Source organism: Nostoc sp. MS1 (assembly GCF_019976755.1).
In the GTDB taxonomy this organism is placed as follows: Bacteria; Cyanobacteriota; Cyanobacteriia; order Cyanobacteriales; family Nostocaceae; genus Trichormus.
In genome coordinates this window covers 2,698,185-2,722,071 of record NZ_AP023441.1, presented here as the reverse complement: position 1 = coordinate 2,722,071, position 23,887 = coordinate 2,698,185, and the positions used below count along the sequence as shown (strand labels likewise).

The following is a 23,887-nucleotide window of genomic DNA, read 5'->3' as shown; positions in this document are numbered from 1 at the left end:
CTAAAATGTATGGACAGGTCTTAGCTGTAATAACTGCTTTGAGTTACAAAACCTTCCTTCCTAAGAAAGCTTGTAAAACTTCCGGTATCAACACTGTCCCATCAGGCTGCTGATAATTTTCCAAGATAGCTGCCATTGTCCGCCCCACGGCCAAGCCAGAACCGTTAAGGGTATGCACAAACTGAGTTCCTTTCTTTCCAGCTTCTTTAAACCGAATATCAGCCCGTCGTGCTTGGAAGTCTACAAAATTGGAACAGCTAGAAATCTCCCTGTATTTACCAGAAGACGGTAGCCATACCTCTAAATCATAGGTTTTCGTCGATGAAAAACCTAAATCACCACTACATAAATTGATGACTCGATAAGGCAACTTTAAAGCCTGTAATATTGCTTCTGCATTCGCCACCAATTTTTCTAACTCATCAAAGGAAGTGCTGGGATGGACGAATTTCACCAACTCCACTTTATTGAATTGATGCAGACGAATTAATCCCCGCATATCTCGCCCATAACTACCAGCTTCCCGGCGAAAACAGGGAGTGTAAGCACAGTGGTAAATAGGTAAATCTTCAGTCGCGAGAATTTCACCCCGGTACAGGTTCGTCACGGGTACTTCTGCTGTGGGAATTAACCACAAATCATCATCAGCACATCTAAAACTTTCTTCCGCAAACTTGGGTAACTGACCAGTTGCCGTTAAAGATGCACTATTAACCAACAGTGGCGGACTAACTTCTACATACCCAGCTTGAGTTTGCATAGTCAGCATAAACTGAATCAATGCCCGCTCTAAAGCCGCACCAGCGCCTATCAAATTCACAAAGCGACTTTGAGCAACTTTCACAGCTCGTTCTACGTTGAGAATACCCAACTTTTCGCCGATTTCCCAATGCGGGAGAATGTTCGGATGTTGAGGTATGTACTCATCACCCCAACGCCTTACCTCGACATTCTCATTTTCACTTTTACCTACAGGTGTGTATTCACTAGGTAAATTAGGAATTGCGAGTATAAGTTGCTCAATTTCCGCCTTAAGTTCTTTTTCCCTCGGCTCCAGTTCACTTAATTGGGCTTTAACAGCATTACCCTCATCCCGTAGAGATTGAATTTCCGGGTCTTGAGGATTTATTCCAGATTTAATCTTCTGCCCGACTGTTTTACCAATTTCATTACTCCGGGCTTGGAGTTGACTGCGAGTCGCTTCCAATTCCCGTTGTTGCTTATCCAATTGCAATATTGGCTGAATGTCATACGTACCATTGCGACTATTCAACCGTTCTTGAACTAATTGCGGATTTTCCCGTATTTGCTTAATATCCAGCACAAATTTTTCTCAATCTTTCGCCTATCTTCCTGCCAACACATCAGCATATACTGATTTTGACTCGCTGTGCCAGGAAAAGCAATCATAAATATCTATAGAAGGTCTATATGATTTCGCAAAACACCAATTTTTGTGTTGACTGTTAACAGTCAACTGTCAACAGTCAACAATTTAAGATTTATTGATGCGATTTAACAGCCACAGCGACCCAACTAACCCACAAAAATGAGCTGAGACTGTGTTGATGTTTGCTTGCACTACCAACATATCTAAACCGCTAATAATGCGTGTAGGGTCAAATAATTGAGTTGTTACAGCTTGGGGAGATATTGACCTAGCAACCAATGTACCAACGATCGCCTGCGCTCCCAACAATGTTAATACTGTTCCCCCTAAATTAATCCACAGTCCCAAGCGTAATACTTGCACCGTCTCAGCTTTTCGAGGGCGGTTACTTGGGTTAGAGGACAATAATTGACCACCAATTCTAGTGTAACGATAGGCTAAATAAATACCCCCACCCAAGACCAACAACCCACAGACTGCCAAGAATACTCCAAACCCAGTCCCAGGATTGTTATTTGGGCTACCTGATCTTTGACTAAAGATACCAAACAGTAAAACGATAATGCCAGAAATTACACCTAAGACTAACTGAATCCAAAAGCTAATCCAACCAGTGAGGCGAAAAGTCTGACCAATTGTGCGGAGAGTAGAGGAGGACGATGGAGCGTCGCGGTTCTGTGACATACTGCTCACCAACGAAGCAAAAACGCAATTATTAATAAACCCCCATCCCAAAGGCTGAGGGCTGATCTTAAATGGTATCTCGATTTCGCCCTCGAAGACTAAGCATTTGCTAGTTTCCAGAAAAGGGGATGAGGGGAAAGGGTAAGTCCTTGTCCATTCCTGTGGACTGTTGACTAAGGACTATGGACTAATGACTAATGACTAATGACTATTTATTAAAGTTACAGACAAAACAGCATTTTACCTGTAAAATTTCTTCGATAGCATCTTACGTTTCAGCAGTTCTCAACTAGCTCGGCATTACTTAACACCAAGATAGTGGCAAAATCACTGTCTTGATTGCTCCTCACCACACTAACTCAGAGCCAGGTAGGGACGCACTTATCTGTGCGTTTCCAAAGCTTTTGTATCTACCCTCCCTTTTTCATGGCGTGGGTAACTATTTACTATTTACGCCAAAAAATCCTGTCTAGGTAGCGCTATATACTTACCCTTTGAGTAGTAGTGCTATACACTAACAACAAACCTGTAGATTCCACAGTAAGCAATACTTTTAGCCATCACTAACTTATGAAACTTGAGGATATATATAAATTTTTTGAAAATCCTCCGCCAACTTACCTTTGTCAGGAAGTAGCTATTTGCTACATTCTGTATGTTTTACTCCAAGGTGAATCTTACGGAACTGAGTTAATTCAGCAAATAGAAACTGAACACCCAACCTATAGACTTTCAGATACTGTGCTTTATAGCGCCATCAAATTTCTGGAAGACAATAAAGCTATTACCGGGTATTGGAAGAAGTTAGAAGGCCGAGGTCGTCCCAGGCGAATGTATCAAGTTTCTCCAGAATGGCAACAGCAAGCCCAAGAATTAGCTCGGCTTTGGCAAAATTATATTCACGGGAGGACAAATTAACCAATAATTTAGTAATGAATCAGTCTAAGCCTGTTAAACATTAGTGATTATTTATGGATACTGCTGTTCTGCCATCAACGTTTGTACTCACCTTGTTGCTTGCAGTTGGGTTGTTTTTCTTTATTCGAGCATCGACTAAAGATCGTACAGAAACAACACAACTTATATCCGAGCAAGAAGAAGCTGTTTTTATGCCTCAATTACAAGAGTATTTTCGTTCTCGTTCCTACCGAGTGGCAGAGGTAGACCATGCAAAAAACCAAGTGATTTTTGAAGGGTTCGTTAAACCCAGCATATTTCTAGCTGCATTTCTCACGCTGTTAGCATCTGCTGGCTTGGTTTGTTTGTCTTTGGTTTTTGCTCTGTTGTTCCCTAGATTCGGTAATATTTTTTTTGTATTAGTAGTATTTGCGCCCTTAAGTGGCTTTTTTTATTGGCAGAAGGCTGGCAGACTCGAAAAAGTCTTGCTGAGGCTAGAACCCCAAACTAATCAGCAACAAGCTTTTAGTAAGATCACTGTGGTTGCTCACAGGGATGAACTAATCGAGTTACAAAAAGTATTACCTTTGAAGACTGCTGAATAGGTGTGTAGATGCCCGATGTACATTATATTCACGAACCACGGTTTAAAAGGCAGGAGTTGGAGCATCACTAGTACTTAAGTGCCAAAATAGAATCTACAACATATCAATTCTTGATAATTGAGAAACCCTTATAGGATTCGGCTTTCTCAATTTTGAATTGATACGAAGCTAATGTTTTGCCCTTTGCTTTTACCTGTGCCTATTGTACTAGTGCGATTTTTCCCTACGACTTTAATCGTAGGGAAAAGTGTAATCTGCTGACAGAGTTTTCTGAACAATCCACAAAAGAAAAGTAAAGTTCAACTCTCGCTTCTGGGTTTTGTTTGCTCTATCCTGATTCTCTTCTGCATCATGAGAACAGAAATCAACCCAGACAAACCAAATTGGTTTGTTGAGAGTTAACTTTCCAATTACTTGGACTAGCTGTACTGGCAAATCAGTTACAAACTTAAAAAAAATGGAAATTTTGCCTAAACTGAACATTTTTGCCAGTTAAATGATTGTCAGAAGCTGCACTTCATTCGTAAGATAATCATTTATGACTCAGCGACTTCCTACTGCCACTGGTTCTGCACCTGCGGGAGACTCTAACACCCGTAGGCTAGGAAATAAGAAATGATTTTCTTCGACGTATTGAGCGCCAAACAGCCCTTTCTCTGCCCAAAAATAACGGTCTGTAGTGTGTTCGTTTCGCTTTACGAGTAGCAACGCTGGTGGCAAGATACCTTCAGCTTGAATAAATTTTCTGGCTGCTGTCACGGGTTTTTCTTCGCCGCTTTCGATGCTATATTGAGGCACATGTTCTAAAATACGCCGTCCTTCTTGGCGACGACGACTCTTTCTTTTACGTCTCCTTGCCAACCTATTTTCCTCCTCTTTCAAGCTATAGATTGTAGTGATAGCTACAAAATCCGTCGTCATTATATAAGTTCTAGTTCAAAAGATCAATAGTTTTTTAACTTTAGATACAAGAAAGATATTACTATTGATGGTAGATAAATCAGAACCTAATTAGTACATCATCGCTTAGAAGAAACCATTACTAAAAAGTTTTAGTTAAGCTTTATTAAATAACCAAGGAAAATAGAGTGTCTTCTTTTATTTTCCTCAAATCCTGTGATCCTGAGCAAGAGCTGAAAAATGTTAATGTCTGCCAGTCCAGATTTTGTGGCTCTATGTCGAGAGCAAATAGCATTACTTACCCAAGGGCTAGGTGCTTCCTTAAGTGTAGTTTATTTAACGCAAGAATTGGTAGACTCGCCAGCAGGAGAGGCGAAACTAATTCCTGTGGTGGTTTACCCAGAAACAGCAGTTATACTACCAGGAGACGAGATTGCGGAAGTAACTACACGTAAACAATTACAGGTAGGAAACTTGCTGTTGTTACCTCAACAAGTGAAAAATTCATTAACAGTAGGGACAGACCAAGAAACACCAGAGGCGAAACAATCATCTTATAGGGACGAATACTTGCTTGATGAACACCAAATAGTCTTACCTTTAATACATGAGGGTGTAATGATGGGACTATTGGTAACAAACCGAGACGATCGCCCTTGGAATGAACAAGAACAAAGTCAAGTACAGAAGGTAGGGCAAACATTAGCGATCGCTTGTATTTTGGATCAGCGTCGAGCATGGTTGCAACATCAACTGCATCAACAACAAATTTTGCAAGAACAACAGCAAGATTTACTAGACAATCTCTTACATCAGTTTCGTAACCCATTAACAGCCTTACGGACTTTTGGAAAGCTACTATTAAAACGGTTACGCCCAGGCGATCCTAATCGGGATGTAGGAGAAAATATTGTTAGGGAAAGCGATCGCCTCAAAGAATTACTACAAAAATTTGAACAAGTTGTTGATTGGACAGAAGTAGATTTAGCTACACTTTCATTACCAGAAAATGAACCAGTTGTAGAAGCAACAGTCCACAAAGAAACCAAACCAGTATTATTATTACCCGGAACAGGTGAGCAAGTTACTGATTGTTATGTGGCTGATTTGCTCACACCGTTACTAGTTTCAGCAAAAGCGATCGCTCAAGAAAGACAAATTAAATTAAAAGCCGATATTCCACCAAATTTACCGCTAGTAAAAGCTAATATCAAAGCCTTGCAAGAGGTGTTAAGCAATATTATTGATAATGCTTTAAAGTACACTCCGCAAGGCGGCAGAATTTATATTCAAGCTGGACAAGAAAAACCCAACTTTCAAGGAATTGCTATTAGTGATAATGGCCCTGGTATTCCTCCAGAAGATTTAGCCCATCTAGGCGAAAGACATTACCGAGGCGTACAAGCCCAAACAGAAATTCCCGGTACAGGTTTAGGGTTAGCCATAGCTAAACAACTAATTGAACAAATGCAAGGCAAAATAGAAATTTTCAGCCCAGCAATTAATTCTAAATCAAATGCAACCAATTCACCAGGAACAACATTTATTATTTGGTTGCCGATTAGTTCTTAGTCAACCTTTCTCCTACGGAGACGCTAACGCGAACGGCTACGCTCAGGGTAAACAGTCAACAGTCAAATTTTCACTTAGGAAAAGATTTAGGGTCTGCTAAAAGTCTTTAATGATGTATTAAAGACTTTTAAAATATCCTTTAATAGGGCGGATAACCAAACTCATCTTCATCAGGATAAATATAAGAACTAGAAACTCCAGCCATTGCCATTTTTGGTGTTTCTGTTCTTACAGGTTCCTTACCAAAATCTTTGTAATCTTCAAAAGCTCTACAAATAATTGCTGATTCTGGTGCATCAGAAGCGATTAAATATCTTGTCAAATTCCCCACTGTAGGATGTTCATAATCTACAGTTGAGGCGACTAAAACTGTATTTGGTTCAATCCCTCTTTCTTCACATTCAATAATGGGACAAAAGATACCATGAGCATGAAATAAGGGGCCTTTTGGCGTTATTGGTTGCTTGCGGTATAAAGCATAAGCTCTTTCGAGTTCCGCTACAAATCCACCTGTTACTTTGCCTTGTTGAAACTCACAATAAGTTTTGCTAAAACTAGCTCCTGCTGCACCATTGAGGGTTAATTGTAATGGCGATTCATGTAAAAATTTTTTATTTTCGCCTGCTAAAAAAATTAAGTAACGTGTAAAGGTTTTAAATTTGAGTTTGTCTGCTAGAAACGCATCATAATTTTCTTTCAGCGTTCCTAATTTAATACCTGTTTCCCTGTCCTTAACAGACAAAGGCCCCCGCCGCACTATCACTATTCGAGGCGTACTGGTAATAAATACTGTTTCTATACCAGAGCTAAACTCATGCTCTACCTGTTGCCAATTTTCATCAGGCTGGAAACCAACAGCTTGAGCATTATCTAACTTAATTGCTAAACCGTGGTGTTGCATACCATCTGTGCCATACCGAGGATTAATCATCTGACACCAAGGGATGACTTGAGAAGGGGGTGCATTAAATTTCTCGTCCTCAAAGTCGAACTTAGCAGATGCTTTCATCGTTTTAGGCTACAGTGTGTTTTGCTAGAGAGATTTATTGTTACAGCACCAAGGCTGTAAAGCCAGTTAAGGAAACTAGCCGTTGCCTTTCCAGATTAAGACAGAATCATTCTATGTTGCAATCCCTGTTTTGTTTTTTAACAACAAATTTACCTTCGTTTTCTCCGTATATCCCCAAACGGCAGCTATTTACGAGAAAAATCTTCTGCTGTAAGATTTAAGTAATTATGAATACAGTATTTAGCGAAAATTGTCAATAGTAAGTTGGAGAAATATTTACGATATCTTACTGAATAGGAATTTTGATAATGAACTCAGACCCTTGCCCCAAAATAGAGAGACAATTAATTTGACCTCCATGTTTTTCCGTAACAATCTGATAGCAGATAGATAAACCTAAGCCAGTACCTTTACCTACAGGTTTTGTGGTAAAGAATGGATCAAACAAGCGCTCTTGTACTTCTTCTGGAATGCCTATTCCATTATCAGCAATACTAACGAGTACTTGCCGATCATTTGTAATTTCTGTCCGAATAATAATTTGAGGTTTTGTTGTTGTTTGATTCTGTAGTGTTGACTCTTCTAAAGCATCAATAGCATTACTAAGAAGATTCATAAATACTTGATTAAGCAAACCAGCATAGCAATCAACTAAAGGTAGATTGCCGTATTCTTTAATAACGCTAATATTGTGATAATTTTTTTGGTTTTTAAGCCGACTGTGTAAAATTAACAGAGTGCTATCAATACCTTCATGAATATCAACGAGTTTTCTCTCAGATTCATCTAGACGAGAGAAATTACGTAAGGAGCGAACAATTTGTCCGATACGATCGCAACCGCTCTGCATAGAATTGAGTATTGTAGGTAAATCACTGGTAATAAAGTCTAATTCACTTTGGGCGATCGCATCTTCAATCTCTGCTACTGGATGCGGATAGTTCTTTTGATACAGATTAATCAAGTCTAGTAATTGTTGGCTATAGTCGATGGTATGAACGAGATTACCAGCAATAAAGTTGATGGGATTGTTAATTTCATGAGCAATACCAGCAACTAACTGGCCTAAAGCTGCCATTTTTTCATTTTGCAACAGTCGGGTATAGTTATTTTGCAAGTCACGAAATCCTGCTTTAGCTATTTGCGATTGTTGTTCTACTTGTTGTAGTTTTGTTAATGTCAGAGCATGGATTTGGGAGTTAGCCAAAAGTAACTGATGAAAATCTACTACTTTATACTCTCCTGATGCACTTTTGACTAAAATTGGTTCATACACACATTGAGGCGATCGCTGCAATGCTGCCTGAGTTGCTTCTGTAATCGGCATATTTGCAGGATATATGAACTCTTTTGGGTGAATAAAATTATACAGGCTTTGAATTGGTCGCATAGAAAACAAACCAAAACTATAAGGGCGACTCATAAATTCAAAAAATTTCTGCCGCGAAATCATCCCCACAAAATGCTGTTTATCAGTCAAAATAATTCCTGGCAATAAAGATTCATTCTCAAAAAGACTATTCAATTTATTACCTGGAAGATGAGTTTCTAGCTTCACATCCCATCCAGGTAATTCTTGTAACGTAGAATCTAATTGCAGGCTCAACTCATTAGCATCTTCTACTCTGTGGGTAGCGAACATCGTTTTATTTCCTTGCCCTTCAGGTATCTTTACTACTTTGCATTGCGAATACTGAAGTTCAGCAATTACTAAACAAAGCAGTATTGCCATACTTATATTTCCCAAAATAGCTTAATAAAATTTCACATAATTAATGGCTATTCTATATTTAGCTAAATCTTCATATTAGTGATTAATTTATAATTAATAATTCTTGTCTCTTTGTCCCTGATCTGCCTTTCCTTCCTCACAAAAATATCCCCTGGCTGGGAAACCAGGAGTTCTGCATTAGTTGACAACAACTTTACAAGCGTTGGAGTAGGCTTAAACCGTGGGTATCAGTACCACAAGTATTGTAAAGTCCGTACTCTTGGGCTAGGTTTTGTATTTGTTCTGATTCAATGACGCTTGGCTTCCAAGGGTTGGGGTTGTTGTAGGCGTAAAATGTTTCTACACCATTAATCCCGTATTCTACAGCAGCCGGAATTAGGTCAAAGTGCGATCGCCGATAACGTGCAGGGTGCGCTAATACTGCTATTCCTCCGGCTGCATGAATAGCGTCTATTACATTACCTGCTTGATATTCTTTATCTGTAGTCGGCTTTCTTTGCAGATAAGGCTTCATGCTAGAATGTCCGGTTTGGAAGGCATAAGCTAAAATATGCACTTCTACATTCAATAGGTTGGCATTAATTTCTACGCCACTCCATAGGTAAGGAGTTGCTACCCCAGGATTGTTCCATTGCCAATTCTCTAACCAAGCTTGTGCGGCTTCATATCCGCCTATGGTATGGTGATCGGTGATAGCAAAACCTTGTAATCCGATGGCGATCGCTTGCTCTAACAATATATTAGGCTGTAATCTACCATCCGAATAAACTGTATGCATATGAAAGTTAAATAATTTCGGACAACTTTGAGCATCAATTGTCTGAAATACTTGCTTTAATAATTCTGTGGAAGCAGATGTCCGGGCAAAATTGATAACCATAACCCCCTCTAAATAACAATACGCGAATCCTCACAAACCAACACGCCACACTCATAAAAGAAACACACCTAGCACTTTTGATTAGTGCTAATAGTTATTTTCTCTAGTAAATCAATTGAAATTTTGCAATATGTTAAGACTACGTTAGCAAATCTGAACGCTTCTGGTCATGAGTATTTCCAATTGCCTTCATAAGCAATAGTGACAAATATTGCTATATTGCAGTAATTTTACGTAAATAAATATTGAGATAAATAATGACTATTCCAAGATATCCATTACTAATGGCTTATAAATATAGTTTTATTTTTGTATTAAAAATAACTTAAATCTTCTAAGTCCAAAAATTATAGAAAGTAGAAATATATTGTTGAGTCGGTTTGTAGTAAGCACTTTAATGCTTTCAATATTGAAGAACTAAAGCACTCACTACAAATATATAAGTAGAACAAGGTGAAAAAACCAAAGTGTGTAAAGATAAGTAAATACATAAATGTGTCTACCAAGGTAACAGGGATATGGGCAGCCGTTTAAGGGTATTTCTGACTCCTAAGCAAGATAAAATTTTGTTCAACCTGAGAACGGCAGATGTACCCCAGAAAGTGAAAGACCGAGCCGAAGTGATCAGATTAAGCGCACATGGTTGGTACGTAGAGAAGATAGCAGATCACTTTGACTGGACTGCCCAAACAGTAAGAGAAGTTTTGCATAGATGGGAAAAACAAGGTCTAGAAGGACTGTGGGAGAAAGCAGGGCGGGGAGGAAAATCAAGGTGGGCAGAAGCTGACATGGCGTTCTTAGAAAAATGCTTGGAGCAAGAACCACGTACATATAATAGTGTTCAATTAGCCCAAAAATTAGAGCAAGAACGCTCCGTGAAATTGAGTCCTGACTGGTTAAGGCAGGTACTCAAAAAAAGGGGGTCATTTGGAAGCGAACTAGAAAAAGCCACAAAGGAAAGCAAGACAAAGTATTGCAGCAAATCAAACAGGCAGACTTAGAGATGTTGGAATTATCTGCTGCTGCTGGAGAAATCGATTTAAAGTATATGGATGAATCAGGGTTTTGTGCCTGGAGTGAACCCAGTTACAGTTACTACTTCCGAGGTCAGCAAAAACGCCTGGAGCAGAGTAAGCGTCGGGGTCGAAGGTTAAGTATTATTGGGTTTCTTCAACCCCTAATTAGTTTTGTGTACGGTCTAGTGATTGGTGGCGTTTCACGCAAATCCTATATTCAAATGATGGAGCTTGAAGCACTTGAAGCCCAAAAAGCAGGTCGTATCAGAGTCATCGTTCAGGACAACGGCCCGATACATCGGTGCAAAGAAGTTCAGCAATTATGGACAAAGTGGGAAGAGATGGGTTTGTACATCTTCTTTTTACCTAAATATTGCTCAGAGATGAATCCAATTGAATTGGAGTGGCAACACCTGAAAAAAAATGAACTAGCTTCTCAAAGTTTTGAGGATGAATTAGACCTTGCCTATGCTGTCATTGATGGAGTTCAAAATAGAGGAGAAAAGGGAAACTACAGTACGCAACGTGTAAAATTTAACTCTTATTCTTCTGCTTAATTCTTTGTTACATACTTATAAATTTTCTCCACGACTTACTTAGGTGCTGTAAATCTTACAAGGTCAAGATTACTATTACAAAAAAATTAAAACACAGTTGCTAATTCAGCAAAATCAAAAAACCTCATGTTCAATACCTCGCCACCATTCGCCTAAATTCATCAAATCTTCGTGAATATCGGCTAATTCTTTAGCATAAACATCTTCTGGAATGATATCTCGGTGTTCTTGTAATTTCTTCAAGCGTAGTTGTACCAATAGCCACGGCTTGGCAATGCTATTGGTTGATTCCATATATTGTGCTAGTTCTCTGCTATCCATGTATCTCTAATGATGAATGTTTAACTACTTTTAATGATAAGTGAGGCAATTTGTTATTAGTCATTAGTCCATAGTCTATAGTCAAAAGTTTTTTTCTCTTGGCTTCCCACTTACATAATTAGATAGCAAAACAGCCACGATAAAGCCGTGGCTGCTTGTTCTGTTGAAAAATTAATTAACTATTTTGCTTTAAAGATTTAGCACAAGCTCTTATCTCACCAGCGAATTAAGCTTTAGCGTAATTTTTGGCCGCAAAGTCCCAGTTAACTAATTGCTCTAAGTAATTCTTGATAAATGCTGGACGAGCGTTTTTGAAGTCGATGTAATAGGCGTGTTCCCACACATCCAAAGTCAAAAGTGCTTTTTGTCCATAAGCCAAGGGATTTTCGGCGTTTGGTGTTTTGATGACTTTGAGTGTACCACCATCATCAATCAGCCAAGCCCAACCACTACCGAATTGAGTAGCAGCCGCGTTAGAAAATTCTTCTTTGAACTTGTCGAAGCTACCAAAGTCTTGATTAATCTTAGCTGCGAGTTCACCTGTAGGTGCGCCACCACCTGAAGGTTTTAGAGAGTTCCAGAAGAAGGTATGGTTCCATACTTGAGCAGAGTTATTAAAGATTCCTGCTTTGGAGGAATCTTTGAAGGAGGTTTTGATGACTTCTTCTAAAGATTTATCAGCTAGTTCTGTACCATCGACGAGCTTGTTCAAGTTATCTACATAGGCTTTGTGATGTTTGCCATAGTGATACTCAAAAGTCTCACCTTTCATGCCATACGGCTCTAGAGCATTAAAATCGTAGGGTAGTGGTTCCTGTACAAATGCCATTTTGTGAAGTCCTCTCTTTACCAGTTTCCATGCAAAGGCTATTGAGCAGCCTGGGAAATTACAGGTTATGTGCTTAGTAGTTTTATATCTTTCATGGTGGGATATAAAACTTAACATCGTCATTCTACTACCAAAGTGAAGACTCAGACAAAATAGTTTTTTTCATAAGTCAAAATCTGGTAAATCAAGAATTATGAATAAAAACCGCTAATACTTTTTATGCAAAGGTTAATCAGAATCTGTGGATATGAGGATTATTGATGAACAACATAGACCTTTTAAACTGTGGTCTTTGTCTTTTCACAGATTGACCAAATAAATACTAGTTTCTCAACCTCGCCAATACTAAGGAAATAAAGATGATATACTTATTAAGTAAAAATATCTTATCTACAGTAAAACTCAAAATTGTCAACTGCTCAAATCACCTCTTGATATCTTAAGTTTTCATAAGAGCTATATACAAGTTCTAACTGATTCAAATAATTTTCCTATATACAAACCTATTTAGCTATCTCCAACTTTAACTGACTTCCATCTTTAGAAGTAGTATTTTATATCTAAAAATATCTCTAAAGTTAGATGAATTTCACAACAATAGTTCTAATATATTCACTACTAAGTCGAATTTCTCTGCAACATAACTGGTTGTGAAGTCTTTTCAGCAGCCCAGAAAAATAGGAGGTAAGTTTTACTAGACTCACCTCCTAAATAAATTCAAATGTATGAATCACAACAGCGTGTTTTTATTACCATTGGGACAAGCGTTGTTGATAGTAGTCAATAATTCTTGAGGCAACGTCTGATATGCTTAGTCCATCTGTTTGTAGTTCTATGGCATCTTCTGCTTTTTTAAGGGGAGAAACTTTACGAGTACTATCTTTCCAATCGCGTTCAGCGATATCTTTTTCTAGCTGTTCTAAACTTACTTCAGATTGACCTTGGGTTTTAAAGTCTTGTTGGCGGCGACGAGCGCGTTCACCTACTGACGCAGTTAAAAAGATTTTCACTTCTGCTTCAGGAAATACATGAGTACCAATATCTCTACCTTCAGCTACTAATCCACCACGCTTACCCAAGCTTTGCTGTTGTTTGACTAGCGCTTGACGTACAGCAGCTTGAGCGGCGATCGCCGATACTTGAGAAGTCACCTCAATCGTGCGAATAGCTTGGGTAACATCCGTATCATTAATCCACACCCGCACCGGAGATTGTAAATCTTGGCTAGGAGTTAATTCTATTTTGCACTTGTTGGCTAATTCAGCGATCGCACACTCATCGTCAATGGCAATACCCTGTTGTAGTACTAACCAAGTGACAGCACGGTACATAGCTCCTGTATCTAAATACACTAGACCTAGTTGAGTGGCCACTTGACGGGCGACGGTGGATTTTCCCGCACCAGCAGGCCCATCAATAGCGATGATAGGTTGGCGATCGCGCAAGATGGTATTATCAATCAAACGTGTAGCACCAAGACGAGCAGCGATCGCGAGCATTCCTTCCTCCTGAATTTTATCTAACGGCATTAACGTAGTCGGTTCAACCAATTCAATATATTCCACTAAAACACTACTAACCTTAGCTAATTCCTGCTGTACCACTTCTAGCAACCTACTGCTATAGCGAACACCAGCCTTAAATGCAGCCTCAGCTTGCAACAAACTGCGATACAATACTGCTGCCTGCTGTTTTTCCTGAGCAGTCAAGTACTGATTACGAGAACTACAGGCCAAACCCGATGCTTCTCGCACAGTAGGACAAGCAACAATTTCCACAGGCAAATTCAAATCAGCAACTAGCCGTTTAATCACTGCCAACTGCTGACCATCTTTTTGACCAAAATAGGCTCGATCAGGTTGTACCAAGTTCAAAAGCTTGGTTACAATCGTCGCTACACCCTGAAAGTGACCTAATCGAGAACGACCACACAAGCCAGATATCATAACAGATGGAGGGATCACTTGTGTAACCTGTGATTCTTGTATATTTTTCTGCGGTATTCCCATTTCGTCCGGAGAAGGTGCAAAAATTGCATCAACTCCAGCTTGTTCGCACAATTGTCGGTCTTGTTCTAGAGTGCGGGGATAGCGTCCATAATCCTCGTTAGGGCCAAATTGCAGAGGATTGATAAAAATACTGACAATCACAGTGGAGTTTTCTTGCCGCGCCCGTTCAATCAAGCTTAAATGTCCTTGATGCAAGTTACCCATTGTGGGAACCAGACCAACATCTGTCTGATACCAACTACTGAGGCCATCTAGTATCTGTTCTTCTGATACTGTAACCTGACTTTCCAAGCGACGTTTAGTTAAAAAACAGCGTAAAGCTGCAACTGTTGTTAACAGGCGCACAAAAAAATACCTCTAGTTCTTCATTGAACCTTTCCCCCGTTAGTTTATATCTGAATTAGGGGTAAGAGATGAATAACTAGAGGAATTGGGATTTTAGATTTGAGATTTTAATTTTTGGATTTGAAAGGCTATTTTCATTGAGAAAACTGAATGTGAGTGTCTAAGCCTTATCTTCCTAGAACTTCAATCCTTACTGGTGCAATACCACTGCCAATCATTCCTAGCACTCTGGCTGCACCTGTAGATAGATCAATCACTCGACCACGAGCAAATGGCCCCCTATCGTTGATTCGTACTACTACAGAACGACCATTACTGGTATTCGTAACACGAACTCTAGTACCGAAAGGTAAGCTACGGTGTGCAGCTGTCATCGCATTGGGATTAAATCTCTCACCTGTGGCTGTGGGTTTACCTGCGAACCCATCTTCATGTCCGTAGAAGGAGGCTATGCCTTGGAACGTGAGTTTGATAGTACTAGCGATTTGTTGCTGTATGTTTGCTATTGGATTTCGAGAACGCTTGGGTGAGCTTGTTGGTAAATTAGCAATTGCTGTTAGGGGCGAAGCATTGCCTATAAGTCTGCGGAGACGATTTGTGGCTTGCAACGCATCATTAGCAAGATTACTGGTGGAGTCTGCCAGCCGTGTATTTTCATTAATTTCCACCAACTCTTGGTTGTTGATTTTGATGGTGTAGCGGTCTGATTGTTGGCTAGAAGAACTTTTATTTTGAGATTGAGAGGCAATTGAGGGATCTTCTCCCTTCCAACTGACAGTAATCTGGTCAGCTTTGACGTTATCTCTGATTAGTTGATTGATTCTTGCTGCTACTAAACTAGCTCTCTTAACTGGATCATCACTTGAGGAACGATTCTGGCTTTTGGAATCCGCTAAGTCTCCAATACTCGCCACTTGCACTGAGTTTTCTGCTTTTAGAGTGTATAACTCCTCTCCTTGGGCATCTCCAATTGCACCGATTTTAGTCTCTGCACTGGCAACTGGCTTAGAACTCAAAAATGTGAGAACTGGAATCTTGCGAATAAATAGGGTTGCCGCCTTACGACCTCCGATGTTGTGAGGATAAATGCTTGTGATCACATCATCCGAGGTTGTTTTCCCATCTCTTGATTGAAACTCCCCTACTTTGACTACATCACTAGCTAGAATTTGAGCAGCTGGTGTTGTGGTTTTAGTGGTTTGAGTCCGACCGACTGCGGGCGTACCCAAAACAGTTACAGAGAGGGCGACAATAGTCCACAAATGTCTTTGATTCATGCGTCCGATTATAAAGCGACTGTAGAACAGCAGTTTTCTTAACTCATAAGAGTTTGGTTCACTTTTTAGTGGCAACTCCTAAAAATGTAAACTCGTTCCGCTTTCACTTTCTTGTTTTGTAACTGCAACAGACTAACACGAACTTCTCGACTTGGGGATCAGGGTTTTATCGTAGAGATCGGCTCTTTAAACAAATTTTATTTCTGTAAACAAGGGCGAAACCTTGTTCAAATGCGGATTCTGCCTATGTAGCGTTTTTTTCTATCTACTAGGTTTTTTTTTATAAAACTTAACAATTATTGGTTTTGAAATTGCCCCTAAACCAATATAGAAATTATGTATTATTTCTAGGAATTTAAGTATAATTTTATATATATATTTATTTTAAATCATTTAAATAATAATCTATTATACTACAGTCGGCTTTTACTTAGACGGTTGTAATAAAATTGTTTTATATTTCCTTTATGATAGCCTGTAACTGTTATATGTCAATACTTTTAGATTTAAAAAATACCGAAATTTATCTATAAGTATTTATTACCAATGCTTTTTTAGCATACTTAGATATGTGATTATACTCCCAACTTTGTAAAAAAACGTGATGCAGGTGACAAGTTAACTACAGTAAAGCTAAGTAAAAAAAACTGCTTAGTTTTGTAGCTATTTTGTTTTTATTTAAAATCTGAATTACATAGTGAGATAATGAGCAATAGGGCATTAGTTTGAGTAAACTAATTAATATATGTATAAAAAAATACACATATTGAAAAAGCCCCAAATTACTTAATAAAACTCTATTTTCGAGAGCAAGCTATTAGCTCATGGCCAATAAAGTAAATCAAGGAGATTTAGAAATACTTCCTTCTCCCCTATTAACCGTGATCAATGATTTGCATTCTAAATACAAGTCATTAAAAGAAGGGATAGTAGCAAACTACATACCAGAACTGGCCAAAGTTGACCCGGATCTATTTAGTATTTCCATCGTTACGGTAGACGGTCAGGTATATCAGGTAGGAGATTATCAACAACTTTTTACTATTCAGTCAATTTCTAAAGTTTTTGCTTACGGGCTGGCTTTGGAGGATCATGGACGGGATTATGTGTTAACGAGGGTGGGTGTAGAACCCACAGGGGAAGCTTTTAATGCGATTATCTTGGATGAGCAGTCGAAGCGACCTTACAACCCGATGGTAAATGCTGGTGCGATCGCCACCACAAGTTTAATCAAAGGGGCTGGAGCAACAGAACGCCTCAATCGCGTACTGGAAATGTTTCACCGCTACATCGGCCATGACGTATTCGTGGACATTTCTGTATTTACTTCCGAACGCAGCACCGGACACCGTAACCGGGCGATGGCGCACCTCATGCTCAACTTTGGCATGATAGATAAAAATATAGAAGAAGCTTTAGACCTATATTTTCAACAATGTGCTGTGATGGTGAACTGCCATGACTTAGCAGTGATGGCGGCTACTTTAGCTAATCGGGGTGTGAACCCAATCACAGGGGAACAAGCAGTAAATAGTAGATATATAAAAGATATCCTCAGCGTCATGTACACCTGCGGGATGTACAACTTTGCTGGCGAGTGGGCTTATAAAGTTGGTATTCCAGCGAAAAGCGGCGTTTGCGGCGGAATTTTGGCAGTTGTTCCTAATAAAATGGGAATCGCTGTATTTTCCCCACCTTTGGATATCAGAGGTAACAGCGTCCGGGGAGTGAAAGTCTGTGAAGAACTTTCTGGACAGTTGGGGTTACATCTGTTTGAGTGTGGGAAATTTGGGAGTGGGGAGTAGGGGGAGATGAGGGAGTAGAGGGAGCAGAGGAGCAGAAGAGCAGAGGACAACTATCAACTGTCAACTGTCAACTGCTTCCCTACATCATCTTTTCAGCAGCAAATAATATAGTGAACCAGCGCCGCCTGTAACGCCTGCACGATCGCCTGCTAGTTTCCCGGTTCCCATGAAGTAATCTACTCTGCCTGGGCCTTTGATGGCGTTACCTGTGTCTTGATCTAAGACATAACGGCTAACTGTACGATACTCCATTGTTCCAGCATTAGAGGGGAAGGGAATGGAAGTATTGATCAGGGCTAGTGCGCCTGGAGGCATTACAGATTTGTCGGTGGCAATAGAACGTTCTGGTGTAACTGGTACATTAATACTACCTGTGGCTGGTCTACTACCTGTTTCTTGAAAGAACACAAACCGTTCCCAACGTGGGAGATAAACATTCAGTTCCTCTGGCTGTTGGCGGAAGTAACTGATCATTTTTGGTAGTGTCATTCCCGACAAAGGGAGTTTGCCATCTTTTGCTAGTTCTCGACCGATGCTAGTCCAGGGATAATCAGTTCCGCCTGCATAACCGATCGCAGTTTGGCTACCATCAGCTAACTGAATTTGGGCAGAACCTTGAATTTGCACCATGTACGCATCTAGGCGATCGCTAAACCAGAGCAATTCATAACCGCGTAATGGGCTTTTATCTCCTTGTAAGCCATCTTCTCCTTCCAGTTGTAGCCTTGTGGGATGTGGTTTAGGCCAATTGGCAAAATTCGATGGTAATCGATAAACAGGATACTTATATATAGATGTCCTAAAACGGCTGGCGTTATAAACTGGCTGATAGTAGGAAGTAAACTTGACAGTACCCTTGCCATCGTTACCCACGGACTGGTAAAAAGCAAACTCTTGCCGCACAGCAGCTTGCAATTGGGCGGGAGTTCTGGAGTTGACAACTAGTTGGCGAAAACGTAGCAAACTCCGCCGGACACGACTTAGAGTAATTCCTCTGACTGGATAATTTTGATAAATTCGTTTGGCGGTATTGGTCGTTAAATAACGCAGACTGTTATCAATTGACGCTAATAGCGCCCGGCGGTCACTTGGCCTACCCATCCCAAAAAGTTGCTCATCGAAACCCAAACAAGGATCTTGGGTAACACAGTTATTGCCAATCTCTACAAGTTTAAGCGGTGGCTGTTTTCCAGGTGAGGGTAATACAGGTTGGCTAGGGAGTGGTGACGGAACATCAATCACCTGAGCTATTGCGATCGGATTTACACAAGCAATTCCCAGACTCAAGGAAACCAAAGCAAGGGTTTTTCTCATCATTTAGTTGAATCTTTCAACACTAGAACTAAAAACAGGTTCTACCCGAATTGCCACAATCCGGGATGGGCGCACAACCATATACTCCCCTTGAATATTTTTGATTGGTACGCTAATGAAGTCACTAGAACCAGATTTAGGTACAAGTTCCCCACTATACCATTTTTGGAAATCTTGAATTGTGGGAAACCGGACTTCTTCACGATGACCACTTTCTAACATTAGGTGTACAGCGTATTCACTCGGTGTTCTAGGCATAAGGTTGAATCCCCAAATTATGTTCAACCCATTTTTAACCACGTTTTACCAGAATGAAAAGGGTAAGCATACGGGGGTATAGGAAGTATGGGGAGTAAGGGGAGATAAGGGAGATGAGGGAGATGAGGGAGAAATTTTTACTAACCACTCAGCACGGACTGAACGCCCCGCTACCGCGCTTTATCACTCATCACTCTCAAAATGTCCTAACTATAGAAACTCATGAAGCATCAATCCTAAGTTTTCCTTTTCCGCCTATGACGGTTACTTACTAAGAAACGGTTCCCAAGAATTTTAAAGGGAGTGGATGTGACAGTGGACATTAAAAATAAACTGTCAACTGTCAACTATCAACTGTTTACCCTCCCACATGCACAGCAGGCCGTCTTTCGGGGTTCTTCTCAGCTCGGCGCAGAACTTCGCGGGTGACTACAGCAATATCACCTTCACCAAACAAGATGAAACGCAGTAGGTATTGGATTGGGTTTCCTTCTACCCAACCAAAATAAGCATGAGGAATTTTACCTGTTTGATCGCGTATATATAGAAGTAAAGCTGCGATCGCATTGGGTACGGCGGCACTTTTAGCGCGGAGGATGCGGTAGTCTCCGACTTGTACGCCTTGAACTTTGATTACATCAGCAAAGTCTGAAGCATCGGAAATGACGATTTCTAAGAAGAGAATCGGATCGGTTGGAGGAATGTGGTTGTCTTCGCGCACTTCTTTTTCTTTGGCAGAATACTCTTGTTCATTACCCTCACTTAATCTATTGGCAATGAGGCGAATTGCTCCTTGGCTTTCTTCGGCTAAAAATTGGTGCGCGATTTCGTCAAATTCGATTTGCTCTACCCGTAATTCAGTTGACCGCCAAACGCGGGAGACTAGGGAGGTAATAATAATTGCACTGATGAAGAACGCCGCAATTCTAATACCTTCCGGCCTTTCAATGATGTTGACAATAGTCGTATATATAAATACTAAGGTAATGCTACCAAAGATAAATCTACCCTTTGTGGAGTTGTGACGGTGAGCGGAGAGAGTGACGGCAAAGGCGGCGGAAGTAATTAAAACTAGGACACCTGTAGCATAAGCTCCACCTTGGGCTTCCACATCTGCCCGAAAGATAATGGTAACAACAAAGGCGATCGCTGTATAGACCAATACTAAAGGTCTGGATGCTAATGCCCAATTTGGAGCCATACCATAACGTGGCAGATAACGAGGCACAATATTTAGTAGTCCAGCCATTGCCGATGCGCCAGCAAACCAGAGAATAGAAATTGTGCTGAGGTCATAAATTGTGCCGAAGCTGTTACCTAGATGTAGATGTGCTAGATAAGCTAGGGCGCGTCCATTGGCTTTACCACCTGTGGCAAATTCTGCGGCTGGTATGAGCAAGGTGGTAATAAAGCTACTGGTGAGCAAAAAGAAACTCATAATTAAAGCCGCAACTGTCAGTAGCTTCCGAGTATTGCGGATACGTCCTCTAGGATGATCATGAGTATCGGTGCTGCTACCTTCTACCAAAGGCATAACGGTAACACCAGTTTCAAAACCTGATAACCCCAATGCTAACCGGGGAAATAACAGGATAGCTACGCCGATGATGGTAAAAATATTAGAGTGACGAGCAAAAACTGCTGTTTGCCAATTGGCGATCGTCGATGGGTTAATCAGAATTTGATACGAGCCAACCGCAATTACAATTATATTTAGCAGTAGATAAACGCTTACCAAAACTACTGCAATACCAATAGCTTCTCGAAAACCTCTTAAAAAGACTGCCCCTAATAAGGTTACTAGTACAAGGGTGATAGCAATACTTTGACCATGAAATAGGTTTGGTGTCAGAGGATTTTCGATGATGTGGGCGGTAGCATCAGCAGCCGAGAGTGTAATAGTAATGATGAAGTCCGTCGCCACGAAACCAAGTAGGCATAACACCAGTAATTTTCCTTGCCACCAGGAAAGCAAATGCTCCAACATGGCAATAGAACCTTCACCATGAGAACTTTTACCAGCAATGCGGCGATAAATTGGTAATGCACCAAAAAGCGTTAATAAAACTAAAATCAGTGTAGCTATGGGAGAAAGAGCGCCGGCTGCTAGTGCGGCAATACCTGGTTGATAACCAAGAGTAGAAAAATAATCTACACCAGTCAAGCACATTACCTGCCACCAAGGATGCTGACGATGTGCCGTCTCCTTACGGTAAGGGCCTTCTGTTTTGCGTCTGTTTTCTTCTAGTAGCCAGTCCATCAACTGTCTACCGAGATGTTTTGTGGAAAAAATTCGTTTAGCCATTAGACACAGTTTTATTGTAAAAATCGCTGGGATAGAATTTTTAGGAGTTTCAGGACTTACACAACGAAATTTATATGTGTTGGCAGGGTATAAAGGTTTTTTATAGGTACACTCCTAATAACCGTGCATCCTTACCAAAATCTTTAATTTTTCGTTTCCATCTGGAAGTCCTAACTCTGATAAAAAATTTTCAGCTACAAATATAGTAAAAGACTAAAGACAAACAAATTAACTATCTATCTATAAACAAACTGCACCTTTACATACTCGGTATAGTTGCAGCCATACTTATAACTCAGATCCCTAAGTAATATATAAACCTTAATAATTATTAAATTCATTTATGTTTATCTGCGTCCATCTTTGGTTTTATATGTAAATTCACATGAATGAGTAGACTTTTAGCAAAGTTAGTTAATTAAGCTTTGGTTAGCTCTAAATCAACCCTTTGATAAATATAAGAATCTGCTTTGATTCCTGAAATCATTTGCGTAGGTAGAGAATAGGGAACAGGTAAGAAAGAATAAAAGTGTACTGAGTTTTGTATGGCTACGCCACGCGAACAGAATCAAATATGAGTCCTATATACTAAATTTGTGTGTAATTATTTTAAATATTTATCAAAAAATTTCCATAGTAGTATTGTATTATTAAGTACAATTATAAAAACTCTTTTTATAATTGTTAGTAAAATTACTGATTTATTTAATTAAAATTTATTAGGGAAAATATGCTTTAAGTTGTTTCATACATTTGTTTATGCTTTGTTAATAGATACAGATATTTATCATTCGTTTTTGCTTCTATCCACTTAGTTTTAAATATTGCTGCTGACTCGGCTTTAACAGGGTCTACATCATAAGGCAGAATCTCTTTTTTCTCATCATCTTGCTTATATTTTCTGCCACTTTTATGATTAGCATAGCGGCGCGATCGCGTATAGCCCATCTGTAAGAACTTCCGCGCCATATCTGCACCAATAAAGTCATCTTTATCTAAATACTCCAAAAAAATCTCGTAAATCTTTTGGCTTGATTCTTTGGCAATATCAGGAGTTTTGAACCGCCAATAGGGAAGAATCTCTGATTTATACGGCTCAACTAAAAGTACACCCTGTTCACCTTTACCAACACGATACAGATCAGGATGTTGCCGAAAATCTATATTCTTGAAATCTAAAGAATAATCAAAAGCCATGATTGTTTTTTATCATGGATTATAAAATCTAAAAATAGAGTTACGCTTCCATCTTTGTAGGGAATTTATACTGCTATGGTTACTACCCCTTCCTCCCTCAACAGTGTGCTGATACCGGGTAATTTGCGGAGAGTACATCATATTGCCCTCAATGTTAAAGATATGCAGGCTTCCCGACACTTTTACGGTATTATTTTGGGTCTACATGAACTCACAGGTGATGCAGTACCCGCAACTTTGGTGGAAATGGTAGCCGCAGGGAAAGTTGCTAACTTTGTCACTCCCGACGGGACAATTTTAGACCTATTTTGGACACCCGATTTAACACCACCAAATCCAGACCCAGAGCAGAGTTTTACTAGAGCATACCATTTAGCCTTTGACATTGACCCACGTTTATTTGAGCGAGCGTTGGCAGTATTGCGAGAAAATGAAATTGCGATCGCTCATGGCCCTGTGACTCGTCCCACAGGTAGAGGTGTATATTTCTACGACCCCGATGGCTTTATGATCGAAATACGCTGCGACCCCCAGTAAGCGAGGCTCAGAATTATTCATGAACAGCCTACTTTAATAAATAATTTTGCCCTGAATCAAAGTTGCATCTACAAAATTACTTGCTTCTAATCCACTAGACAAAATAATACTGACTAGAGTTAAACTTAGTATTGTAATAACTTAGACTTGTTCTAAGCTATTGCAAGAAAGGTTAAGCTTTCTGAAAAGTAAAGATATATGTCTTTACGAATAAAAATCTCGTTCAAGACTATAGGATTCATCTTTCAGAGAAAATATCTAAGTTCTTCAATAACCAAAGACAAATGGGATAGAACTGATGATAAAAAGTTCCGCCAAACAAGTAAAGGATAGTAAACCGATCCTTGAAAAACTAATGTGAAATTAGCCTAAGATGTTTGGAGAGGGGTATAACCTTGAGCCGTTCGTTGGGGTCGTAAACTTCTCGGATCTTGAATAAGAGATATTA

Annotated in this window: 21 protein-coding genes; 6 read left to right on the top strand and 15 right to left on the bottom strand. The window is 39.8% G+C overall.

What is annotated here, in order from left to right:
* Window positions 1-43: 43 nt before the first annotated feature.
* Window positions 44-1,324: a serine--tRNA ligase gene (serS, locus tag NSMS1_RS11765; protein ID WP_224093334.1), complete on the bottom strand. Its 1,281-nt coding sequence runs from the start codon at window positions 1,322-1,324 to the stop codon at window positions 44-46.
* A gap of 171 nt (window positions 1,325-1,495) precedes the next feature.
* Window positions 1,496-2,074 carry a DUF3611 family protein gene (locus NSMS1_RS11760; protein WP_224093333.1) on the bottom strand — a complete coding sequence of 193 codons (579 nt, stop codon included), beginning with the start codon at window positions 2,072-2,074 and terminating at the stop codon, window positions 1,496-1,498.
* A 570-nt stretch (window positions 2,075-2,644) separates the two neighbouring features.
* Between NSMS1_RS11760 and NSMS1_RS11755 the strand changes: the two genes are divergently transcribed.
* Window positions 2,645-2,992 carry a PadR family transcriptional regulator gene (locus tag NSMS1_RS11755; RefSeq protein WP_190475648.1) on the top strand — a complete coding sequence of 116 codons (348 nt, stop codon included), beginning with the start codon at window positions 2,645-2,647 and terminating at the stop codon, window positions 2,990-2,992.
* Window positions 2,993-3,045: 53 nt separating this feature from the next.
* Window positions 3,046-3,576, top strand: coding sequence for a cofactor assembly of complex C subunit B (locus NSMS1_RS11750; RefSeq protein ID WP_224093332.1), 531 nt, complete (start codon window positions 3,046-3,048; stop codon window positions 3,574-3,576).
* Window positions 3,577-3,807: 231 nt separating this feature from the next.
* On the opposite strand, the gene NSMS1_RS11745 is transcribed toward NSMS1_RS11750, so the two are convergent.
* Together NSMS1_RS11745 and NSMS1_RS11740 are read right to left on the bottom strand one after the other, a co-directional pair.
* Window positions 3,808-4,011 carry a hypothetical protein gene (locus NSMS1_RS11745; protein ID WP_224093331.1) on the bottom strand — a complete coding sequence of 68 codons (204 nt, stop codon included), beginning with the start codon at window positions 4,009-4,011 and terminating at the stop codon, window positions 3,808-3,810.
* 108 nt (window positions 4,012-4,119) lie between these two features.
* Window positions 4,120-4,437, bottom strand: a complete 318-nt coding sequence (locus NSMS1_RS11740; RefSeq protein ID WP_011318525.1) for a DUF3155 domain-containing protein — start codon at window positions 4,435-4,437, stop codon at window positions 4,120-4,122.
* 279 nt (window positions 4,438-4,716) lie between these two features.
* On the opposite strand from NSMS1_RS11740, the gene NSMS1_RS11735 reads away from it, so the two are divergent.
* Window positions 4,717-6,048 carry a GAF domain-containing sensor histidine kinase gene (locus NSMS1_RS11735; RefSeq protein ID WP_224093330.1) on the top strand — a complete coding sequence of 444 codons (1,332 nt, stop codon included), beginning with the start codon at window positions 4,717-4,719 and terminating at the stop codon, window positions 6,046-6,048.
* Between the two features lie 139 nt (window positions 6,049-6,187).
* On the opposite strand, the gene NSMS1_RS11730 is transcribed toward NSMS1_RS11735, so the two are convergent.
* From NSMS1_RS11730 to NSMS1_RS11720, 3 genes are all read right to left on the bottom strand, one after another.
* The gene (locus tag NSMS1_RS11730) at window positions 6,188-7,057 is read right to left on the bottom strand and encodes a DUF5895 domain-containing protein (RefSeq protein ID WP_224093328.1); all 870 of its coding nucleotides are present in this window, start codon (window positions 7,055-7,057) and stop codon (window positions 6,188-6,190) included.
* A gap of 286 nt (window positions 7,058-7,343) precedes the next feature.
* Complete coding sequence (locus NSMS1_RS11725) at window positions 7,344-8,699, bottom strand: ATP-binding protein (protein WP_224095208.1); 1,356 nt, start codon at window positions 8,697-8,699, stop codon at window positions 7,344-7,346.
* 283 nt (window positions 8,700-8,982) lie between these two features.
* Entirely contained in the window at window positions 8,983-9,669 is a 687-nt protein-coding gene (locus tag NSMS1_RS11720) for a PHP domain-containing protein (protein ID WP_224093326.1), read from the bottom strand.
* A 518-nt stretch (window positions 9,670-10,187) separates the two neighbouring features.
* Here NSMS1_RS11720 and NSMS1_RS11715 point away from each other — a divergent pair.
* Window positions 10,188-11,242, top strand: a protein-coding gene (locus tag NSMS1_RS11715; RefSeq protein WP_224085966.1) for an IS630 family transposase whose coding sequence is annotated in 2 segments (ribosomal slippage) — window positions 10,188-10,580 and window positions 10,583-11,242 — 1,053 coding nt in all. Because the reading frame shifts where the segments join, the coding sequence is not laid out codon by codon here.
* A 114-nt stretch (window positions 11,243-11,356) separates the two neighbouring features.
* Here the strand turns inward: NSMS1_RS11715 and NSMS1_RS11710 are convergent.
* The 4 genes from NSMS1_RS11710 to NSMS1_RS11695 all read right to left on the bottom strand — a co-directional run bounded on the left by NSMS1_RS11710 (window position 11,357) and on the right by NSMS1_RS11695 (window position 16,023).
* Complete coding sequence (locus tag NSMS1_RS11710; RefSeq protein ID WP_224093324.1) at window positions 11,357-11,563, bottom strand: hypothetical protein; 207 nt, start codon at window positions 11,561-11,563, stop codon at window positions 11,357-11,359.
* A 226-nt stretch (window positions 11,564-11,789) separates the two neighbouring features.
* The gene (locus NSMS1_RS11705) at window positions 11,790-12,392 is read right to left on the bottom strand and encodes a superoxide dismutase (RefSeq protein ID WP_224093322.1); all 603 of its coding nucleotides are present in this window, start codon (window positions 12,390-12,392) and stop codon (window positions 11,790-11,792) included.
* A 749-nt stretch (window positions 12,393-13,141) separates the two neighbouring features.
* On the bottom strand, window positions 13,142-14,746 hold the full coding sequence (locus NSMS1_RS11700; protein ID WP_224093321.1) for a bifunctional pantoate--beta-alanine ligase/(d)CMP kinase: 1,605 nt from the start codon (window positions 14,744-14,746) through the stop codon (window positions 13,142-13,144).
* Window positions 14,747-14,913: 167 nt separating this feature from the next.
* Window positions 14,914-16,023, bottom strand: a complete 1,110-nt coding sequence (locus tag NSMS1_RS11695) for a septal ring lytic transglycosylase RlpA family protein (protein WP_224093319.1) — start codon at window positions 16,021-16,023, stop codon at window positions 14,914-14,916.
* 824 nt (window positions 16,024-16,847) lie between these two features.
* On the opposite strand from NSMS1_RS11695, the gene glsA reads away from it, so the two are divergent.
* Window positions 16,848-17,828 (top strand): glutaminase A, encoded by a 981-nt coding sequence (gene glsA, locus NSMS1_RS11690; RefSeq protein ID WP_224093318.1) that lies wholly within the window; start codon window positions 16,848-16,850, stop codon window positions 17,826-17,828.
* Between the two features lie 84 nt (window positions 17,829-17,912).
* Here the strand turns inward: glsA and NSMS1_RS11685 are convergent, their stop codons facing one another.
* From NSMS1_RS11685 to NSMS1_RS11670, 4 genes are all read right to left on the bottom strand, one after another.
* Entirely contained in the window at window positions 17,913-19,142 is a 1,230-nt protein-coding gene (locus tag NSMS1_RS11685; protein WP_224095207.1) for a murein transglycosylase A, read from the bottom strand.
* Between the two features lie 3 nt (window positions 19,143-19,145).
* Window positions 19,146-19,400 (bottom strand): hypothetical protein, encoded by a 255-nt coding sequence (locus NSMS1_RS11680; RefSeq protein ID WP_224093317.1) that lies wholly within the window; start codon window positions 19,398-19,400, stop codon window positions 19,146-19,148.
* A gap of 358 nt (window positions 19,401-19,758) precedes the next feature.
* A complete protein-coding gene (locus tag NSMS1_RS11675; RefSeq protein WP_224093316.1) occupies window positions 19,759-21,705 on the bottom strand; it encodes an amino acid transporter in 1,947 nt (648 codons plus the stop codon).
* A gap of 735 nt (window positions 21,706-22,440) precedes the next feature.
* The gene (locus tag NSMS1_RS11670) at window positions 22,441-22,902 is read right to left on the bottom strand and encodes a DUF4385 domain-containing protein (protein ID WP_224093315.1); all 462 of its coding nucleotides are present in this window, start codon (window positions 22,900-22,902) and stop codon (window positions 22,441-22,443) included.
* Between the two features lie 75 nt (window positions 22,903-22,977).
* On the opposite strand from NSMS1_RS11670, the gene NSMS1_RS11665 reads away from it, so the two are divergent.
* Window positions 22,978-23,439, top strand: coding sequence for a VOC family protein (locus NSMS1_RS11665; RefSeq protein ID WP_224093314.1), 462 nt, complete (start codon window positions 22,978-22,980; stop codon window positions 23,437-23,439).
* Window positions 23,440-23,887: the final 448 nt, after the last annotated feature.

Bases quoted from the DNA above. Each gene is read 5' to 3' on its own strand.
- glsA (WP_224093318.1), top strand. From the start codon at position 16,848: ATGGCCAATAAAGTAAATCAAGGAGATTTAGAAATACTTCCTTCTCCC.
- NSMS1_RS11735 (WP_224093330.1), top strand. From the start codon at position 4,717: ATGTTAATGTCTGCCAGTCCAGATTTTGTGGCTCTATGTCGAGAGCAA.
- NSMS1_RS11670 (WP_224093315.1), bottom strand. From the start codon at position 22,902: ATGGCTTTTGATTATTCTTTAGATTTCAAGAATATAGATTTTCGGCAA.
- NSMS1_RS11665 (WP_224093314.1), top strand. From the start codon at position 22,978: ATGGTTACTACCCCTTCCTCCCTCAACAGTGTGCTGATACCGGGTAAT.
- NSMS1_RS11725 (WP_224095208.1), bottom strand. From the start codon at position 8,699: ATGTTCGCTACCCACAGAGTAGAAGATGCTAATGAGTTGAGCCTGCAA.
- NSMS1_RS11705 (WP_224093322.1), bottom strand. From the start codon at position 12,392: ATGGCATTTGTACAGGAACCACTACCCTACGATTTTAATGCTCTAGAG.
- NSMS1_RS11685 (WP_224095207.1), bottom strand. From the start codon at position 19,142: ATGAGAAAAACCCTTGCTTTGGTTTCCTTGAGTCTGGGAATTGCTTGT.
- NSMS1_RS11760 (WP_224093333.1), bottom strand. From the start codon at position 2,074: ATGTCACAGAACCGCGACGCTCCATCGTCCTCCTCTACTCTCCGCACA.
- NSMS1_RS11675 (WP_224093316.1), bottom strand. From the start codon at position 21,705: ATGGCTAAACGAATTTTTTCCACAAAACATCTCGGTAGACAGTTGATG.
- NSMS1_RS11695 (WP_224093319.1), bottom strand. From the start codon at position 16,023: ATGAATCAAAGACATTTGTGGACTATTGTCGCCCTCTCTGTAACTGTT.
- NSMS1_RS11755 (WP_190475648.1), top strand. From the start codon at position 2,645: ATGAAACTTGAGGATATATATAAATTTTTTGAAAATCCTCCGCCAACT.
- NSMS1_RS11680 (WP_224093317.1), bottom strand. From the start codon at position 19,400: ATGCCTAGAACACCGAGTGAATACGCTGTACACCTAATGTTAGAAAGT.
- NSMS1_RS11750 (WP_224093332.1), top strand. From the start codon at position 3,046: ATGGATACTGCTGTTCTGCCATCAACGTTTGTACTCACCTTGTTGCTT.
- NSMS1_RS11720 (WP_224093326.1), bottom strand. From the start codon at position 9,669: ATGGTTATCAATTTTGCCCGGACATCTGCTTCCACAGAATTATTAAAG.
- NSMS1_RS11710 (WP_224093324.1), bottom strand. From the start codon at position 11,563: ATGGATAGCAGAGAACTAGCACAATATATGGAATCAACCAATAGCATT.
- NSMS1_RS11730 (WP_224093328.1), bottom strand. From the start codon at position 7,057: ATGAAAGCATCTGCTAAGTTCGACTTTGAGGACGAGAAATTTAATGCA.